General features: G+C 47.8%; 7 protein-coding genes, 2 tRNA genes and 5 rRNA genes. 1 reads left to right on the top strand and 13 read right to left on the bottom strand.

Translation table 11 applies throughout. From position 1 onward, the window contains the following. Nucleotides 1–27: 27 nt before the first annotated feature. The 13 genes from J4N45_RS01980 to dusA form a co-directional block, all read right to left on the bottom strand. Nucleotides 28–2,915, bottom strand: a 23S ribosomal RNA gene (locus tag J4N45_RS01980). A gap of 327 nt (nucleotides 2,916–3,242) precedes the next feature. Beyond that, nucleotides 3,243–3,318 (bottom strand) — tRNA-Ala (locus tag J4N45_RS01975). Nucleotides 3,319–3,360: 42 nt separating this feature from the next. Then, a tRNA-Ile gene (locus tag J4N45_RS01970) sits at nucleotides 3,361–3,437 on the bottom strand. 66 nt (nucleotides 3,438–3,503) lie between these two features. Then, a 16S ribosomal RNA gene (locus J4N45_RS01965) occupies nucleotides 3,504–5,055 on the bottom strand. A gap of 401 nt (nucleotides 5,056–5,456) precedes the next feature. Then, nucleotides 5,457–5,572 (bottom strand): 5S ribosomal RNA (gene rrf / locus J4N45_RS01960). A gap of 127 nt (nucleotides 5,573–5,699) precedes the next feature. Next, nucleotides 5,700–8,587 (bottom strand): 23S ribosomal RNA (locus tag J4N45_RS01955). Between the two features lie 371 nt (nucleotides 8,588–8,958). After that, nucleotides 8,959–10,510, bottom strand: a 16S ribosomal RNA gene (locus J4N45_RS01950). The 16S, 23S and 5S rRNA genes sit together here with 2 tRNA genes alongside, the layout of an rRNA operon. Nucleotides 10,511–11,107: 597 nt before the next feature. Beyond that, nucleotides 11,108–11,941, bottom strand: a complete 834-nt coding sequence (locus tag J4N45_RS01945) for a phosphoadenylyl-sulfate reductase (RefSeq protein ID WP_252013307.1) — start codon at nucleotides 11,939–11,941, stop codon at nucleotides 11,108–11,110. Next, on the bottom strand, nucleotides 11,934–13,682 hold the full coding sequence (gene cysI / locus J4N45_RS01940) for an assimilatory sulfite reductase (NADPH) hemoprotein subunit (protein ID WP_252013305.1): 1,749 nt from the start codon (nucleotides 13,680–13,682) through the stop codon (nucleotides 11,934–11,936). Before cysI ends, J4N45_RS01945 begins: the two co-directional genes overlap by 8 nt. Next, on the bottom strand, nucleotides 13,682–15,556 hold the full coding sequence (locus J4N45_RS01935) for an assimilatory sulfite reductase (NADPH) flavoprotein subunit (RefSeq protein ID WP_503055668.1): 1,875 nt from the start codon (nucleotides 15,554–15,556) through the stop codon (nucleotides 13,682–13,684). The genes cysI and J4N45_RS01935 overlap by 1 nt, the downstream gene beginning before the upstream one ends. 98 nt (nucleotides 15,557–15,654) lie before the next feature. After that, nucleotides 15,655–15,885 carry a hypothetical protein gene (locus tag J4N45_RS01930; protein WP_042478735.1) on the bottom strand — a complete coding sequence of 77 codons (231 nt, stop codon included), beginning with the start codon at nucleotides 15,883–15,885 and terminating at the stop codon, nucleotides 15,655–15,657. A gap of 98 nt (nucleotides 15,886–15,983) precedes the next feature. Then, on the bottom strand, nucleotides 15,984–16,193 hold the full coding sequence (locus J4N45_RS01925; protein ID WP_252013281.1) for an envelope stress response protein PspG: 210 nt from the start codon (nucleotides 16,191–16,193) through the stop codon (nucleotides 15,984–15,986). 169 nt (nucleotides 16,194–16,362) lie between these two features. Further along, nucleotides 16,363–17,367, bottom strand: coding sequence for a tRNA dihydrouridine(20/20a) synthase DusA (gene dusA / locus J4N45_RS01920; protein WP_252013278.1), 1,005 nt, complete (start codon nucleotides 17,365–17,367; stop codon nucleotides 16,363–16,365). Between the two features lie 111 nt (nucleotides 17,368–17,478). On the opposite strand from dusA, the gene J4N45_RS01915 reads away from it, so the two are divergent. Next, nucleotides 17,479–18,555, top strand: a complete 1,077-nt coding sequence (locus J4N45_RS01915; RefSeq protein WP_252013276.1) for a tyrosine-type recombinase/integrase — start codon at nucleotides 17,479–17,481, stop codon at nucleotides 18,553–18,555. Nucleotides 18,556–18,811: the final 256 nt, after the last annotated feature.

Here is an 18,811-nt window from a genome sequence, read left to right as displayed (position 1 = left end):
AGTCCATCAAAACCCTTTGGGTGTTGTATGGTTAAGCCTCACGGGCAATTAGTACAGGTTAGCTCAACGCCTCACAACGCTTACACACCCTGCCTATCAACGTTCTAGTCTCGAACAACCCTTTAGGACGCTTAAAGCGCCAGGGAAGACTCATCTCAGGGCTCGCTTCCCGCTTAGATGCTTTCAGCGGTTATCGATTCCGAACTTAGCTACCGGGCAATGCGTCTGGCGACACAACCCGAACACCAGAGGTTCGTCCACTCCGGTCCTCTCGTACTAGGAGCAGCCCCCTTCAATCTTCCAACGCCCACGGCAGATAGGGACCGAACTGTCTCACGACGTTCTAAACCCAGCTCGCGTACCACTTTAAATGGCGAACAGCCATACCCTTGGGACCGACTTCAGCCCCAGGATGTGATGAGCCGACATCGAGGTGCCAAACACCGCCGTCGATATGAACTCTTGGGCGGTATCAGCCTGTTATCCCCGGAGTACCTTTTATCCGTTGAGCGATGGCCCTTCCATTCAGAACCACCGGATCACTATGACCTGCTTTCGCACCTGCTCGAATTGTCATTCTCGCAGTCAAGCGGGCTTATGCCATTGCACTAACCTCACGATGTCCAACCGTGATTAGCCCACCTTCGTGCTCCTCCGTTACTCTTTGGGAGGAGACCGCCCCAGTCAAACTACCCACCAGGCACTGTCCGCAGCCCCGATAAGGGGCCGACGTTAGAACATCAACACTACAAGGGTGGTATTTCAAGGACGGCTCCACTAATACTGGCGTACTAGTTTCAAAGCCTCCCACCTATCCTACACATGTAGGGTCAATGTTCAGTGCCAAGCTGTAGTAAAGGTTCACGGGGTCTTTCCGTCTAGCCGCGGGTACACTGCATCTTCACAGCGATTTCAATTTCACTGAGTCTCGGGTGGAGACAGCGTGGCCATCATTACGCCATTCGTGCAGGTCGGAACTTACCCGACAAGGAATTTCGCTACCTTAGGACCGTTATAGTTACGGCCGCCGTTTACCGGGGCTTCGATCAAGAGCTTCGACCGAAGTCTAACCCCATCAATTAACCTTCCGGCACCGGGCAGGCGTCACACCGTATACGTCATCTTACGATTTTGCACAGTGCTGTGTTTTTAATAAACAGTTGCAGCCACCTGGTATCTGCGACTCCCCATAGCTCCATCCGCAAGGGACTTCACCGCGAGGAGCGTACCTTCTCCCGAAGTTACGGTACCATTTTGCCTAGTTCCTTCACCCGAGTTCTCTCAAGCGCCTTGGTATTCTCTACCCGACCACCTGTGTCGGTTTGGGGTACGATTCCTTACAATCTGAAGCTTAGAGGCTTTTCCTGGAAGCATGGCATCAATGACTTCACTACCGTAGTAGCTCGACATCGTGTCTCAGCCTTAAAAAGAGCCGGATTTACCTAACTCTTAAGCCTACGCACTTGAACCTGGACAACCGTCGCCAGGCCCACCTAGCCTTCTCCGTCCCCCCATCGCAATTGTAAGAAGTACGGGAATATTAACCCGTTTCCCATCGACTACGCCTTTCGGCCTCGCCTTAGGGGTCGACTCACCCTGCCCCGATTAACGTTGGACAGGAACCCTTGGTCTTCCGGCGAGGAGGTTTTTCACCCCCTTTATCGTTACTCATGTCAGCATTCGCACTTCTGATACCTCCAGCAGACCTTACAATCCACCTTCAACGGCTTACAGAACGCTCCCCTACCCAATATACAAAGTATATTGCCGCAGCTTCGGTTTATAGCTTAGCCCCGTTACATCTTCCGCGCAGGCCGACTCGACTAGTGAGCTATTACGCTTTCTTTAAATGATGGCTGCTTCTAAGCCAACATCCTAGCTGTCTAAGCCTTCCCACATCGTTTCCCACTTAGCTATAATTTGGGACCTTAGCTGGCGGTCTGGGTTGTTTCCCTCTCCACGACGGACGTTAGCACCCGCCGTGTGTCTCCCGGATAGTACTTACTGGTATTCGGAGTTTGCAAAGGGTTGGTAAGTCGGGATGACCCCCTAGCCTTAACAGTGCTCTACCCCCAGTAGTATTCGTCCGAGGCTCTACCTAAATAGATTTCGGGGAGAACCAGCTATCTCCAGGTTTGATTGGCCTTTCACCCCTAGCCACAAGTCATCCGCTAATTTTTCAACATTAGTCGGTTCGGTCCTCCAGTTGATGTTACTCAACCTTCAACCTGCCCATGGCTAGATCACCTGGTTTCGGGTCTATATCCAGAGACTGAACGCCCAGTTAAGACTCGGTTTCCCTACGGCTCCCCTAAACGGTTAACCTTGCCACTGAATATAAGTCGCTGACCCATTATACAAAAGGTACGCAGTCACACCACGAAGGTGCTCCTACTGCTTGTACGTACACGGTTTCAGGTTCTATTTCACTCCCCTCACAGGGGTTCTTTTCGCCTTTCCCTCACGGTACTGGTTCACTATCGGTCAGTCAGTAGTATTTAGCCTTGGAGGATGGTCCCCCCATATTCAGACAGGATATCACGTGTCCCGCCCTACTCGATTTCACTGATGATGAGATGTCGGTTACGGGGCTATCACCCTGTATCGCGGCACTTTCCAGAGCCTTCACCTGTCTCATTAAAAGCTTAAGGGCTAATCCAATTTCGCTCGCCGCTACTTTCGGAATCTCGGTTGATTTCTCTTCCTCGGGGTACTTAGATGTTTCAGTTCCCCCGGTTCGCCTCGCTGAGCTATGTATTCACTCAGCGATACCTACTTATGTAGGTGGGTTTCCCCATTCAGGAATCCCAGACTCACAGGTTATTACTACCTAATCTGGGCTTATCGCAAGTTATTACGCCTTTCATCGCCTCTGACTGCCAAGGCATCCACCGTGTACGCTTAGTCACTTAACCATACAACCCCAAAGGGTCTTTCTATTTGTCTTCACTTTTAAAAAGTGAAAGCAAACGGTCAAACAACCAAAGTTGTCTGCATTTTTATACATGTGCAGACTCGATTTTGCCGGACTCAAATATGAATCACTTTCGTGATTCCCAAGAACACTTGAATGTGTGTTGGTACCTAAATGATTAAATCATCTAGGATTTGAGAACTTTTAATTGAATAAGAATAATCAATTCTTATTCGTCAGCTTTCCAAATTTTTAAAGAACGAGATTTGCTTTCTATTTAAAGAAAGAAACCATTTTTAAATATTCTCAAAGAGAAAACACTTAAAGATGGTGGAGCTATGCGGGATCGAACCGCAGACCTCCTGCGTGCAAGGCAGGCGCTCTCCCAGCTGAGCTATAGCCCCATCAGTGTTTGATGCTTACCGCCAATCATCTGGGAGGAAGATTGGTGGGTCTGAGTGGACTTGAACCACCGACCTCTCGCTTATCAGGCGAACGCTCTAACCACCTGAGCTACAGACCCAAGCATCGTCTTTAATTCATAAACCGTATCAATCTGTGTGAACACTCATCGCAATAATCTTTCGTATAAGGAGGTGATCCAGCCCCAGGTTCCCCTAGGGCTACCTTGTTACGACTTCACCCCAGTCATGAACCACAAAGTGGTGAGCGTCCTCCCGAAGGTTAAACTACCCACTTCTTTTGCAGCCCACTCCCATGGTGTGACGGGCGGTGTGTACAAGGCCCGGGAACGTATTCACCGTGGCATTCTGATCCACGATTACTAGCGATTCCGACTTCATGGAGTCGAGTTGCAGACTCCAATCCGGACTACGACGCACTTTTTGGGATTCGCTCACTTTCGCAAGTTGGCTGCCCTCTGTATGCGCCATTGTAGCACGTGTGTAGCCCTACTCGTAAGGGCCATGATGACTTGACGTCGTCCCCACCTTCCTCCGGTTTATCACCGGCAGTCTCCCTGGAGTTCCCACCCGAAGTGCTGGCAAACAAGGATAAGGGTTGCGCTCGTTGCGGGACTTAACCCAACATTTCACAACACGAGCTGACGACAGCCATGCAGCACCTGTCTCAGAGTTCCCGAAGGCACCAAAGCATCTCTGCTAAGTTCTCTGGATGTCAAGAGTAGGTAAGGTTCTTCGCGTTGCATCGAATTAAACCACATGCTCCACCGCTTGTGCGGGCCCCCGTCAATTCATTTGAGTTTTAATCTTGCGACCGTACTCCCCAGGCGGTCTACTTAACGCGTTAGCTCCGAAAGCCACGGCTCAAGGCCACAACCTCCAAGTAGACATCGTTTACGGCGTGGACTACCAGGGTATCTAATCCTGTTTGCTCCCCACGCTTTCGCATCTGAGTGTCAGTATCTGTCCAGGGGGCCGCCTTCGCCACCGGTATTCCTTCAGATCTCTACGCATTTCACCGCTACACCTGAAATTCTACCCCCCTCTACAGTACTCTAGTCAGCCAGTTTCAAATGCAGTTCCGAGGTTGAGCCCCGGGCTTTCACATCTGACTTAACTAACCACCTGCATGCGCTTTACGCCCAGTAATTCCGATTAACGCTCGCACCCTCCGTATTACCGCGGCTGCTGGCACGGAGTTAGCCGGTGCTTCTTCTGTCGCTAACGTCAAACGATGCAGCTATTAACTACACCGCCTTCCTCACGACTGAAAGTGCTTTACAACCCGAAGGCCTTCTTCACACACGCGGCATGGCTGCATCAGGCTTGCGCCCATTGTGCAATATTCCCCACTGCTGCCTCCCGTAGGAGTCTGGACCGTGTCTCAGTTCCAGTGTGGCTGATCATCCTCTCAGACCAGCTAGGGATCGTCGCCTTGGTGAGCCATTACCTCACCAACTAGCTAATCCCACCTGGGCATATCCTGACGCGAGAGGCCCGAAGGTCCCCCTCTTTGAGCCGAAGCTATTATGCGGTATTAGCCATCGTTTCCAATGGTTATCCCCCACATCAGGGCAATTTCCCAGGCATTACTCACCCGTCCGCCGCTCGACGCCGTTAACGTTCCCCGAAGGTTCAGTTAACTCGTTTCCGCTCGACTTGCATGTGTTAGGCCTGCCGCCAGCGTTCAATCTGAGCCATGATCAAACTCTTCAATTTAAGATTTTGTCGGCTCAATGAATACTGACTTTAAACTACCTTAGTAATCTAAAGCTATTATCGTTCCAACAGAACGATAATGAATTGACTGTGCCAAGTCTTTCGACTTGATTGGTCACTCAGTTCATTGAAAACCTAATTTGAAGCCTAAGCTTCTAATTTGATTATCATCAACGAGTGCCCACACAGATTGATAGGTTTATATTGTTAAAGAGCAATTCTCTAAAAAGAGAGAGCTTTCAGTGCCTTAGCACTTAAGCAGGACGCGTATAATACGCTTTCTACTTTGAAAGTCAACATAAAACTCTAAACTTTTTTCATTAGATTTTAGAAAAATCTAAAAGCAAAAATGCTTAAAACTTTATGGTGACCCGTCTACTTAAAGACAAGTCGAAATTAAAGCCTGGCGATGTCCTACTCTCACATGGGGAAGCCCCACACTACCATCGGCGCTATTGCGTTTCACTTCTGAGTTCGGCATGGAGTCAGGTGGGTCCACAACGCTATGGTCGCCAAGCAAATTCTGTTTTGCCTTCAGATTTTCTGAAAATCTGAAAACAATAAATTCGGAAAGCTGTTAATGTGTTCTCATACACATTCAATTTGTTCTTGCTTTGAGTCCATCAAAACCCTTTGGGTGTTGTATGGTTAAGCCTCACGGGCAATTAGTACAGGTTAGCTCAACGCCTCACAACGCTTACACACCCTGCCTATCAACGTTCTAGTCTCGAACAACCCTTTAGGACACTTAAAGTGCCAGGGAAGACTCATCTCAGGGCTCGCTTCCCGCTTAGATGCTTTCAGCGGTTATCGATTCCGAACTTAGCTACCGGGCAATGCCATTGGCATGACAACCCGAACACCAGAGGTTCGTCCACTCCGGTCCTCTCGTACTAGGAGCAGCCCCCTTCAATCTTCCAACGCCCACGGCAGATAGGGACCGAACTGTCTCACGACGTTCTAAACCCAGCTCGCGTACCACTTTAAATGGCGAACAGCCATACCCTTGGGACCGACTTCAGCCCCAGGATGTGATGAGCCGACATCGAGGTGCCAAACACCGCCGTCGATATGAACTCTTGGGCGGTATCAGCCTGTTATCCCCGGAGTACCTTTTATCCGTTGAGCGATGGCCCTTCCATTCAGAACCACCGGATCACTATGACCTGCTTTCGCACCTGCTCGAATTGTCATTCTCGCAGTCAAGCGGGCTTATGCCATTGCACTAACCTCACGATGTCCAACCGTGATTAGCCCACCTTCGTGCTCCTCCGTTACTCTTTGGGAGGAGACCGCCCCAGTCAAACTACCCACCAGGCACTGTCCGCAGCCCCGATAAGGGGCCGACGTTAGAACATCAACACTACAAGGGTGGTATTTCAAGGACGGCTCCACTAATACTGGCGTACTAGTTTCAAAGCCTCCCACCTATCCTACACATGTAGGGTCAATGTTCAGTGCCAAGCTGTAGTAAAGGTTCACGGGGTCTTTCCGTCTAGCCGCGGGTACACTGCATCTTCACAGCGATTTCAATTTCACTGAGTCTCGGGTGGAGACAGCGTGGCCATCATTACGCCATTCGTGCAGGTCGGAACTTACCCGACAAGGAATTTCGCTACCTTAGGACCGTTATAGTTACGGCCGCCGTTTACCGGGGCTTCGATCAAGAGCTTCGACCGAAGTCTAACCCCATCAATTAACCTTCCGGCACCGGGCAGGCGTCACACCGTATACGTCATCTTACGATTTTGCACAGTGCTGTGTTTTTAATAAACAGTTGCAGCCACCTGGTATCTGCGACTCCCCATAGCTCCATCCGCAAGGGACTTCACCGCGAGGAGCGTACCTTCTCCCGAAGTTACGGTACCATTTTGCCTAGTTCCTTCACCCGAGTTCTCTCAAGCGCCTTGGTATTCTCTACCCGACCACCTGTGTCGGTTTGGGGTACGATTCCTTACAATCTGAAGCTTAGAGGCTTTTCCTGGAAGCATGGCATCAATGACTTCACTACCGTAGTAGCTCGACATCGTGTCTCAGCCTTAAAGAGAGCCGGATTTACCTAACTCTCAAGCCTACGCACTTGAACCTGGACAACCGTCGCCAGGCCCACCTAGCCTTCTCCGTCCCCCCATCGCAATTGTAAGAAGTACGGGAATATTAACCCGTTTCCCATCGACTACGCCTTTCGGCCTCGCCTTAGGGGTCGACTCACCCTGCCCCGATTAACGTTGGACAGGAACCCTTGGTCTTCCGGCGAGGAGGTTTTTCACCCCCTTTATCGTTACTCATGTCAGCATTCGCACTTCTGATACCTCCAGCAGACCTTACAGTCCACCTTCAACGGCTTACAGAACGCTCCCCTACCCAATATACAAAGTATATTGCCGCAGCTTCGGTTTATAGCTTAGCCCCGTTACATCTTCCGCGCAGGCCGACTCGACTAGTGAGCTATTACGCTTTCTTTAAATGATGGCTGCTTCTAAGCCAACATCCTAGCTGTCTAAGCCTTCCCACATCGTTTCCCACTTAGCTATAATTTGGGACCTTAGCTGGCGGTCTGGGTTGTTTCCCTCTCCACGACGGACGTTAGCACCCGCCGTGTGTCTCCCGGATAGTACTTACTGGTATTCGGAGTTTGCAAAGGGTTGGTAAGTCGGGATGACCCCCTAGCCTTAACAGTGCTCTACCCCCAGTAGTATTCGTCCGAGGCTCTACCTAAATAGATTTCGGGGAGAACCAGCTATCTCCAGGTTTGATTGGCCTTTCACCCCTAGCCACAAGTCATCCGCTAATTTTTCAACATTAGTCGGTTCGGTCCTCCAGTTGATGTTACTCAACCTTCAACCTGCCCATGGCTAGATCACCTGGTTTCGGGTCTATATCCAGAGACTGAACGCCCAGTTAAGACTCGGTTTCCCTACGGCTCCCCTAAACGGTTAACCTTGCCACTGAATATAAGTCGCTGACCCATTATACAAAAGGTACGCAGTCACACCACGAAGGTGCTCCTACTGCTTGTACGTACACGGTTTCAGGTTCTATTTCACTCCCCTCACAGGGGTTCTTTTCGCCTTTCCCTCACGGTACTGGTTCACTATCGGTCAGTCAGTAGTATTTAGCCTTGGAGGATGGTCCCCCCATATTCAGACAGGATATCACGTGTCCCGCCCTACTCGATTTCACTGATGATGAGATGTCGGTTACGGGGCTATCACCCTGTATCGCGGCACTTTCCAGAGCCTTCACCTGTCTCATTAAAAGCTTAAGGGCTAATCCAATTTCGCTCGCCGCTACTTTCGGAATCTCGGTTGATTTCTCTTCCTCGGGGTACTTAGATGTTTCAGTTCCCCCGGTTCGCCTCGCTGAGCTATGTATTCACTCAGCGATACCTACTTATGCAGGTGGGTTTCCCCATTCAGGGATCTCAGACTCACAGGTTATTACTACCTAATCTGAGCTTATCGCAAGTTATTACGCCTTTCATCGCCTCTGACTGCCAAGGCATCCACCGTGTACGCTTAGTCACTTAACCATACAACCCCAAAGGGTCTTTCTATTTGTCTTCACTTTTAAAAAGTGAAAGCAAACGGTCAAACAACCAAAGTTGTCTGCATTTTTATACATGATGCAGACTCGATTTTGCCGGACTCAAATATGAATCACTTTCGTGATTCCCAAGAACACTTGAATGTGTGTTGGTACCTAAATGATTAAATCATCTAGGATTTGAGAACTTTTAATTGAATAAGAATAATCAATTCTTATTCGTCAGCTTTCCAAATTGTTAAAGAGCTTAAAGCAAAAAGCTTTAATCAATGACTAAACATTAATTAAAGCTCTTTCGTCTTTATTAATAAAAACCAATCAATCTGTGTGAACACTCATCGCAATAATCTATTCGTATAAGGAGGTGATCCAGCCCCAGGTTCCCCTAGGGCTACCTTGTTACGACTTCACCCCAGTCATGAACCACAAAGTGGTGAGCGTCCTCCCGAAGGTTAAACTACCCACTTCTTTTGCAGCCCACTCCCATGGTGTGACGGGCGGTGTGTACAAGGCCCGGGAACGTATTCACCGTGGCATTCTGATCCACGATTACTAGCGATTCCGACTTCATGGAGTCGAGTTGCAGACTCCAATCCGGACTACGACGCACTTTTTGGGATTCGCTCACTTTCGCAAGTTGGCCGCCCTCTGTATGCGCCATTGTAGCACGTGTGTAGCCCTACTCGTAAGGGCCATGATGACTTGACGTCGTCCCCACCTTCCTCCGGTTTATCACCGGCAGTCTCCCTGGAGTTCCCACCCGAAGTGCTGGCAAACAAGGATAAGGGTTGCGCTCGTTGCGGGACTTAACCCAACATTTCACAACACGAGCTGACGACAGCCATGCAGCACCTGTCTCAGAGTTCCCGAAGGCACCAAAGCATCTCTGCTAAGTTCTCTGGATGTCAAGAGTAGGTAAGGTTCTTCGCGTTGCATCGAATTAAACCACATGCTCCACCGCTTGTGCGGGCCCCCGTCAATTCATTTGAGTTTTAATCTTGCGACCGTACTCCCCAGGCGGTCTACTTAACGCGTTAGCTCCGAAAGCCACGGCTCAAGGCCACAACCTCCAAGTAGACATCGTTTACGGCGTGGACTACCAGGGTATCTAATCCTGTTTGCTCCCCACGCTTTCGCATCTGAGTGTCAGTATCTGTCCAGGGGGCCGCCTTCGCCACCGGTATTCCTTCAGATCTCTACGCATTTCACCGCTACACCTGAAATTCTACCCCCCTCTACAGTACTCTAGTCAGCCAGTTTCAAATGCAGTTCCGAGGTTGAGCCCCGGGCTTTCACATCTGACTTAACTAACCACCTGCATGCGCTTTACGCCCAGTAATTCCGATTAACGCTCGCACCCTCCGTATTACCGCGGCTGCTGGCACGGAGTTAGCCGGTGCTTCTTCTGTCGCTAACGTCAAACGATGCAGCTATTAACTACACCGCCTTCCTCACGACTGAAAGTGCTTTACAACCCGAAGGCCTTCTTCACACACGCGGCATGGCTGCATCAGGCTTGCGCCCATTGTGCAATATTCCCCACTGCTGCCTCCCGTAGGAGTCTGGACCGTGTCTCAGTTCCAGTGTGGCTGATCATCCTCTCAGACCAGCTAGGGATCGTCGCCTTGGTGAGCCATTACCTCACCAACTAGCTAATCCCACCTGGGCATATCCTGACGCGAGAGGCCCGAAGGTCCCCCTCTTTGAGCCGAAGCTATTATGCGGTATTAGCCATCGTTTCCAATGGTTATCCCCCACATCAGGGCAATTTCCCAGGCATTACTCACCCGTCCGCCGCTCGACGCCGTTAACGTTCCCCGAAGGTTCAGTTAACTCGTTTCCGCTCGACTTGCATGTGTTAGGCCTGCCGCCAGCGTTCAATCTGAGCCATGATCAAACTCTTCAATTTAAGATTTTGTCGGCTCAATGAATACTGACTTTAAACTACCTTAGTAATCTAAAGCTATTATCGTTCCAACAGAACGATAATGAATTGACTGTGCCAAGTCTTTCGACTTGATTGGTCACTCAGTTCATTGAAAACCTAATTTGATACCGAGGTATCTAATTTGATTATCATCAACGAGTGCCCACACAGATTGATAGGTCTATATTTTTAAAGAACATCTCTTCAACTGCTCGCTGCTGCGTTTCGTTTGAAGAGGCGGCTATTCTAGCGAGATGATTCTCAGTGTCAAACACTTTTTTCTAATTATTTTTGATTTTTTCAAATCTAACTAGAAGACCATCTTGTAAGCTGAATGCCTTACTGACTATCGCCTCGAACCCTTGTGGGCTCTGCCGTGTCAGTGGAAGCGCATTATAGAGAGCCTCATCACATTAGCAAGCCTTTTTTTAGAAAAAATACAAAAATAACGCCTAACCGCGTCTTTTTCATTCAAAGCCTTATTTATTCAACTTTATCCTAGCAATGACTACAAGTTATCCACAGAGTTATTAAAAAAGGAGGGCAAAGCCCTCCTTTTTGTAATGATGTGAATAGCGGTTAAATACCAGAACCGTCTGCCTCACCGTCGTCTTCGTGTAAACCACACTCACGTTTTAGACCATTAAAGCGAGTTTCCTCTTCTTTCATACCTGGTTCCCACTTCACTGTAGAGTGAGTATCACCTAAAGATAGGTAACCCGCTTCTTTAAGAGGGTGGTAACTCAAACCATGCTCTTCTATATAGCTATCAACTTGTTCGTTGTTCCAATCGATGATTGGCAAGAACTTAAAACGGCCATTTTGAATCGCCAGTACCGGCAAGTTAGCTCGACTCTCTGACTGCTCACGTCTTAGGCCAGAAAACCAAGTGTGAACATCCAACTCTTCGAGTGCCCTTTTCATTGGCTCTACTTTATTAAGCTGGTTGTATTGTTTAAGTCCATCGAGCCCTTTTTCCCATAACTTACCGTAGCGAGCCTCTTGCCAAGCTGGCGAGATGTTCGCTTTATAGATATGTAGGTTCAGATCTAACTGTTTCTGAAGCTCATCTATAAACTGATAAGTTTCCGGAAATAGATACCCAGTATCGGTAAGCACTACCGGAACGTCCGCTTTTACACTTGTCACTAAGTGAAGCATAACCGCCGCCTGAACTCCGAAGCTTGAACTTAGGATATGCCCACCTGGCAAATTCTCTAGCGCCCACTCAACTCTCTGCTTCGCACTCAATAGCTCAAGCTGACCATTTAGCTCTGCTAGCTTTAAAATCTGCTCGGTTTTAGTCAGTGACAACAGTTCTTGAAGCTCTAGCGCTTTTGTCTGACCTTGCACGCTTTCGCTAACTGAGCCTTGTTTAGCTGCTTGTTTCTGGGAAATAACGTCTCTAGGCATAGAAGTCCCTTTTCGATACTTTGACCTCTTCTATAATCCCAGCGCGGATAACGAAGTCACCAAATGCTTCACCTTCATTACGCTGCTCCGCCCATTGACCTACTAAAGCATCAATCTCTTCTAGGATTTGCGTATCCGTAATGTTCTCTTTGTACATCTTAGGTACACGTGTACCTGCTTTGTTGCCGCCTAAGTGCAGGTTGTATCGACCTGGTGCTTTACCAACCAAACCAATTTCAGCCAACATCGCTCGACCACAACCATTTGGACAGCCGGTGATCCTCAAGATGATGCTCTCATCACTTGGGATCTGGTGTTTATCCAAAATACTCTCTACATCAGTAACAAAGCTTGGTAGGAAACGTTCCGCTTCTGCCATTGCAAGAGGACAAGTTGGGAAAGCCACACAAGCCATCGAGTTTTTGCGCTGCTCAGATACCGCATCGTCCATCAGACCATGTTCACGAGCGATCTTCTCAATCTTCGCCTTATTTGACTTAGATACCTTAGCGACAATCAGGTTTTGGTTTGCCGTCATCCTGAAGTCGCCTTTGTGGATCTTAGCGATCTCAGCAACACCGGTTTTAAGAGGCTTACCTGGGAAGTCAAGCAGTCGACCATTCTCAATGAATAGCGCTAAGTGGTATTTACCATCGATACCCTCAACCCAACCAATTCTGTCGCCACGCTCAGTAAACTCGTAAGGACGGCTTTGCTCGAAGCTAATGCCCGCACGTTTTTCAACTTCTGCTTTAAATACATCAATACCAACGCGGTCTAATGTGTACTTAGTCTTGGCATTCTTACGATTTGAACGGTTACCCCAGTCACGCTGAGTTGTCACAACCGCTGCTGCTACATCTAGTGTTTTCTCCAGAGGAACAAAACCAAAGTCATCGGCACGTCTTGGGTACGTAGACGTATCACCGTGAGTCATTGCAAGGCCGCCACCAACAAGAACGTTGAAACCCACCAGCTTGCCGTTATCAGCGATCGCTACGAAGTTCAGATCATTGGCGTGCACGTCTACATCATTTTGTGGTGGGATCACGACTGTCGTTTTGAACTTACGTGGTAAGTAGTTTTTACCCAGAATAGGTTCGTCTTCTTCCTTACCTTCTGATGCAGTAGATTCTACTTTCTCACCATCAAGCCAAATCTCTGCATACGCTTTGGTTTTCGGAAGCAAATGCTCACTGATCTTTTTCGCCCACTCATAGGCTTCTTGATGTAGCTCTGATTCCACAGGGTTAGTCGTACATAGCACGTTACGGTTCACGTCACCGGCTGTCGCAATAGAATCAATACCGATAGAGTTCAGCGTTTGGTGCATTAGCTTGATGTTTGGCTTCAGCACACCATGAAACTGGAACGTTTGACGCGTCGTTAAACGAATACTTCCATACAACGAATGATCAGTCGCAAACTTGTCGATAGCTAACCATTGCTTAGGCGTGATAATACCGCCCGGCATACGCGCGCGAAGCATTACGTTGTGTAGAGGTTCTAGTTTTTGCTTAGCTCGCTCGTTACGGATATCACGGTCATCTTGCTGATACATACCGTGGAAACGAATGAGCTGGAAGTTATCAGCGGTAAATCCACCTGTTATGCGATCTTGCAGATCGTTCTCAATGGTTCCGCGCAGTAGGTTACTCTGCCCTTTTAGACGCTCGTTATCAGACAACGGCCCCAACTCTTCACCCAACACTTCTTGAATAGTGGCTGATTGCTTGCTCATTAGTACACATCCTTCTGATAACGTTTTGCTTTTCTTAGTTCGTTGACAAATTCTTCTGCCTGGTCAGCTTCTTTTCCACCATGCACCTTAACGATCTCAATCAGGGCATTGTGAACATCTTTGGCCATATGGTTGGCATCTCCACATACATAAATGTGGGCACCTTCCTGTAACCATTGCCATACCTGCTCACCTTGCTCTAGCAATCGATGCTGAACATACACCTTCTCGTGTTGGTCACGACTAAAGGCCACATCCAACCGGTTTAGCACACCTGACTTCAGGTACTTTTGCCATTCCACTTGATATAGGAAATCTTGAGTAAACGTGCGGTCGCCAAAGAACAACCAGTTTTTGCCAGTGTCGCCCTGGTTATCACGCTCTTGAATGAAGCTTCTAAATGGCGCAATACCCGTACCTGGGCCCACCATAATCACTGGCGTGTCACCATTTTCTGGTAGCTTGAAGTTACTGTTATGCTCAATGAACACTTTGACTTCACCACCTTCTTCTAATCCACGCGATAGGAAGTAAGATGCACCTCCAAATCGGCTTTCCTCGCCCGCTTGATATTCAACAAGCCCAACCGTTAGATGAACCTCTTCATCTACTTCTTCTTGGCTCGATGCAATTGAATAGAGACGCGGGGTTAAACGGCGTAGCAGACCCAGCAGTTGCTCGGCCTCTAGTTTTGCTTTCTTCTCTTTAAAGACATCAATCACTTGGGTATTCGAAGCATACTCGCGAAGTTTGTCTTTATCAGCTGCCAGCTTCTCAAGCTTTTTGCTTCCAGAAATCTCCGCGTATTGCGCTACTTGCTGAGGGTTTGCCGCAGTGATCTCATAGTGCTTAATCAGCGCAGAGCGTAAAGATAGGCTCTGCCCATCGACATCCACACTTTCAATACCTGATAGACCAACCTGAGCAAGAAGTGCATCCACCAGCTCACTGCTGTTCTCGAACCACACACCCAACGCATCGCCTGGCTTGTAAGTGAGGCCAGAGCCTTCAAGATCAATCTCGATATGGCGAACGTCTTTACCAGAATCACGACCCGTGATCTTTTGGCTAGTCAGTAGTGTTGCGGTATATGGATTTTTCTTGGTGTAGTTAACCGTGGCAGCGGCTGCGGCAACAGGCAGTGTCACAACATCTGCCGCTTGAGAGGCAAGATCTTCTTTAATGACCTCTAGAGCTTTCGCTCGCCACTCACCTGCTGGCGCATCGTAATCAACGTCACAGTCGATACGATCTATAAATGAGGTGGCCCCTAACTTACCTAAGTACTCATCAAAATCTTTACCGGTTTGGCAGAAAAACTCATAGCTAGAATCGCCTAAGCCAATAACACCATACTTAAGGTTCGGAAGTTTTGGCGCTTTCTTAGATTGAAGGAACTCATGCAGCTCAATCGCGTTGTCAGGCGCTTCGCCCTCACCGTTTGTAGAAGCAACAACGATGACGTGTGTCTCTTTCGCTAGGTTCTTACCCTTGTAGTCACTTGCATCAAATAGCTCAACATCGATACCAAGCGCAGAAGCTTCTTCTTTTAGCTCCTCAGCAACCCCTTTGGCGTTACCTGTTTGAGAAGCAAAGATAATGGTCAGCTTGCCTGCTGGTACGGCTGCCGCTGCTGTACTTACTGCGCTGGCAACTGGAGTAAGCGCTGATGGTGCACCCGCCTGGCTCAATCCCCAAAAATACCCGCTTACCCATGCAAGCTGGTTTGAAGAAAGGTTCGTTGATGCTTGTTGTAGTTGTGATAGCTGCTGATCGTTAAGTGGAGCAGCTAGGCTTGGTAATTCTTGAGAATTGTTATTACCGTTCGGCGACTGTTTTACGTTTGAAGACATTGTCACGACATCCCTAATCATTGCGTGACGATAGATTAACCAACCACCTTAATAACAAGAAAGAATAGATATGAATGTTTTATAACTTTTTGGAAGAAGAGGTTCGTTTGGTAGGGAGGCTATTTAGCCTCAATACGAACCTCAGTGAAGCCGACGGCTAGCGCGGATTTAGACGCTTTGTCGAGATCATTGTACTGACACTCAGCGCCGTGAATATCCGTCAGCATAACGAAACCGCCTTGCTTGTGGCGAAACTCAACGATCCAACCGCCTTCGGATTCAGCGGGTTCAATGATCGCTTCTGCCAGTAAATCTTGATGGAATAAATACTTCAATTCCGTAATTGTCATGGCTCCCTCCAGAAATCCTATAATGACCGACGCCCTTGGTCATATAGATAACTATAGCAATTGTGCTTATCCCTGTAGGGTTATTTGTGATCAGTTTGTTAATTTGTGGGCGCCATTACCTTTTTATAGATCCAAATCGCTATAAAGAAGGCAATAATGTAAGGCAAGAGATTTAAAACAACCCCAACCATGCCCAACAGAAACATCACCGCGAACGACACCACAATCGCCATTGTCACAGTGACAAACGTAACGCCTGTCATGACAAGAGTTGCAAGAAATACCAAAACGAAAATTAGTTCAAACATAACCTCTCCCATTTCGTTGCTAGTTTAAGTCTTTTGAATTACTCAAATAGATTGCAGGAAGTGTTCCAACTTTTAGATTCTTTAAAAATCATATAGATAGCTAGAAACAAAAACTCCGACTTGCTTTCGCACAGTCGGAGTTGGTATTTATCGCCAAATGATTGGTAAATTACACATCCAGTTCAGATGGGATTTTTGCTAGTGCTGTTTCAAGCACTTCAATGCCAGCACCTTTCTTATGTGCATTTTCACTGATATAACGACGCCATTGCCTTGCGCCTGGCATTGCTTGGAATAAGCCAATCATATGACGAGAGATATGACCAAGGTACGAGCCGTTAGAAAGCTGACGCTCAATGTACGGGTACATCTCTTCAACGACTTGCTTACGCTTTTTCACTGGAGTGTCTAAGCCAAAGATAAGCTGGTCAACCTGGGCGAGGATGTATGGATTCTGATAAGCCTCACGACCAATCATTACGCCATCAAGGTGCTGCAAGTGCTCTAGAGATTCTTCTAGAGTTTTTACGCCGCCATTTACTGCCACATTCAGATGTGGGAAATCTTTCTTAATTTGGTATGCGCGAGGGTAATCCAATGGTGGGATCTCACGGTTCTCTTTAGGGCTCAAGCCACTCAGCCAAGCTTTACGTGCGTGAATGGTAAACTGATCTACACCGCCCTTTTCAGATACCGTAGAGACAAACTTAGTCAAAAACTCATAAGAATCTTGATCGTCGATACCAATACGAGTTTTTACCGTCACTGGAATATCAGCCACTTCACGCATCGCTGCCACGCACTCAGCTACTAAATCTGGTTCAGCCATTAAGCATGCACCGAAGCGGCCATTCTGTACGCGATCTGATGGGCAGCCTACATTCAGGTTTACTTCATCATAACCACGCTCAGCAGCAAGCTTTGCACAGGTTGCCAAGTCAGCAGGGTTTGAACCACCTAGCTGAAGTGCTACAGGGTGCTCTTCTTCGTTGTACGCGAGGAAGTCCCCTTTACCGTGAATGATCGCACCTGTTGTTACCATCTCGGTGTACAGCAGAGTTTGTGACGACAGGAGACGATGGAAGTAGCGGCAGTGTCTATCTGTCCAATCGAGCATCGGTGCCACGGATAAGCGGTTTGATTGGAAATTGCTTGTGTTATCTGGCTTGGTCATTGTTTTACCTAATAATTTTACCCATCAAATCCGCTTTGAATATCGTGGAATTTTCCCAAATTTCGTCCTATAGTACCCCTTACAGTACCCCTCAAAGAGTAGGACGACGGAATGGCTTCACTCTCAATCGAAAAGCGGCAACTTAAAAACGGTGAATTCCGCTATAAAGCAACAATCATCGTCAAGAAAAAGCAGGCAATCATACACAGAGAGTCAAAGACTTTCAAAAAGAAAGAGCACGCTCGTACCTATGGCAAGAAACGCCTATCCGACATCGAATTAAACGGCATAAATAGTACCAAAACAGTCCCCCTCTCGGTACTCCTCGATAAGTTCATGGCAGATAAGGATTTATGGAACAACACAGGGCGAACCAAGCGCTACGTTATAGAAATGCTCAGAGATTGCGATATAGCGCAAATAGACACCAATGAGCTAAAAACTAGCGACCTCATCCAACACTGCAAAAATCGCCGTGGCGCAGGAGCGAAGCCAGCAACTATTTATCATGATATTGCTTATCTTCGCTCTGTGATGAAAAAAGCAAATCCCGTGTTCGACATAGAAGCCAACTATAAGATCTTTGATGAAGCTGTACCGGTATTAACAGATATGCAGCTTATCGGGAAAAGTGAGAAACGAACCCGCCGCCCTACTGGTGACGAACTCGAAGCGCTAAAGCAAGGTTTGATTGAGCGTCAAAACGCCAGAGCCAATGGTCAAGCTCGCATCCCGTTTGTCGATATCCTTGAGTTTAGTATTTTGACCTGCATGAGAATTGGTGAGGTTTGCTCTCTGCGTTGGGAAGATATCAACGAAGAACACAGAACGGTGATTGTGCGTGACCGTAAAGACCCACGCAAGAAACAGGGGAACCATATGATAGTTCCTTTGTTGGCTGAGTCTTTTGATATTGCTATGCGCCAGCCAAAAGAGAGTGAGCTTATTTTTCCTTTTAACTCTCGAAGCGTTACTGCTGGGTTTCAAAGGGTTCGAAATAAGCTTGGCATTGAAGATTTACGCTATCATGACCTAAGGCGAGAGGGAGCTAGTCGACTGTTTGAGAAAGGTTACTCTATCGAAGAAGTAGCTCAAGTAACCGGACACAGAAATCTAAATATTCTTTGGCAAGTTTATACTCAACTTTACCCTCACACGCTTCACTCAAAAAGCATAAAAGCTGAATGAGACAGCAAACTACCTCCCCTTATCATGAATATCAGTATCGTTTACAAATTAAATACTTGGTGATATTTTTAAAGTAAGTCAAACCTAAAAAAGGGAGGGAGTATGCTTTTCGAAGCGTTTTTCAACATCCCTAACTCCGCAGTCAGGGCTATTGGCTGATAAGCATGCATAGGGGATGGCTTTTTGGAGAATAGATAGAAGTCGTGAATTTTTGATGCGTGATGCTGAAAAATGCCACAGCCTTTTTATATAGCCC

Source organism: Vibrio sp. SCSIO 43140, assembly GCF_023716585.1.
Classification (GTDB): domain Bacteria; phylum Pseudomonadota; class Gammaproteobacteria; order Enterobacterales; family Vibrionaceae; genus Vibrio; species Vibrio maritimus_B.
The sequence above is the reverse complement of the archived record's forward strand: the minus strand, read 5'-3'. Positions and strand labels throughout refer to the sequence as shown.